The sequence below is a fragment of the Arcobacter arenosus genome (assembly GCF_005771535.1).
Classification (GTDB): domain Bacteria; phylum Campylobacterota; class Campylobacteria; order Campylobacterales; family Arcobacteraceae; genus Halarcobacter; species Halarcobacter arenosus.
Map to the genome: position 1 here is coordinate 1 of NZ_VANU01000017.1, position 1,280 is coordinate 1,280.

Annotated in this window: 1 protein-coding gene; it reads right to left on the minus strand. The window is 33.0% G+C overall.

Annotated elements, in window-relative coordinates; genetic code table 11:
- A partial coding sequence (locus FDK22_RS15620) for a fumarate hydratase (RefSeq protein ID WP_138153920.1) occupies nt 1–1,280 on the minus strand: 1,280 nt, incomplete at both ends.

The following is a 1,280-nucleotide window of genomic DNA, read 5'->3' on the forward strand; positions in this document are numbered from 1 at the left end:
GATTTATACTCTTTGATTAAATCAATTGTTGGTTGTTTTCTTTCAGCCTTACCAATCATACCCATGATTCCAATCTCCATCATGTCTTTAGTAAATTTATCCATTCTAGTTGATGTTGTTGGTCCAGCAGGTCCTACTACTTCATCTCTAACTGGATCAACTGGTCCAACATAATAAATAAATCTGTCTTTTAAATCTACACCATTTGGAAGTGGTTTACCAGCATTTTTGTACTCAACAATTTTTTTATGAGCTGCATCTCTAGCTGTTAAGATTTTTCCTGATAATAGTAAAGTATCTCCTGATTTAAATTGAGATAAATTCTCTTTTGTTAAATCTTCTATGTTTACTCTTTTGATTGTATCCATTGGTAATTCTAAATCTGGCCAAAGGTCTAAATCTGGTTTTTCAAATTTAGCTGGTCCATTTCCATCTAATTCAAAATGGATATGTCTAGTAGCTGCACAGTTAGGAATCATAGCAACAGGTAATGAAGCAGCGTGACATGGATAATCTAAGATTTTAACATCAAGTACTGTTGTTAATCCACCAAGTCCTTGTGCTCCAATTCCTATTTTATTGATATCTTCATATAGTTTAAGTCTTAATTCCTCTAAAGCGTTCTGAGGACCTCTTTGCTTAAGTTCATGAATATCAACATGACCCATTAAAGCTTCTTTAGCTAATAGCATAGATTTTTCTGGATTACCACCAATACCAATACCTAAGATTCCTGGAGGACACCATCCTGCTCCCATTTGCTCAACATTACTCATAACCCAATCATAAATTGAATCAGATGGATTTAGTACAGCAAATTTAGATTTGTTTTCACTTCCTCCACCTTTTGCTGCAACTGTAATATCTAATTTATCAGAGTTTGCATCAACAGAAAAATGAATAACTGCTGGAGTATTATTTTTAGTATTAGTTCTAGCTCCTGCTGGATCTGCAACTACTGAATATCTTAATGTGTTATCAGGATCAGTATAACCTTTAGCTACACCTTCATTTAAAATATCTTCTAAATCTTTTGAAATATCTAAGTTAGCTTTTAGTCCTACTTTAATAAAAATATTTACACTTCCTGTATCTTGACATAAAGGTCTATGCCCCATTGCACACATTTTAGAGTTGATTAGGATTTGCCCAATAGCATTTTTTGCTGATTCACTTTGTTCTTTTTCATATGCTTCTACCATCCCTTTAACAAAATCTTCAGGGTGATAAAAAGATATATATTGACATGCGTCTGCTATACTTTGTATTATATCTTGTTC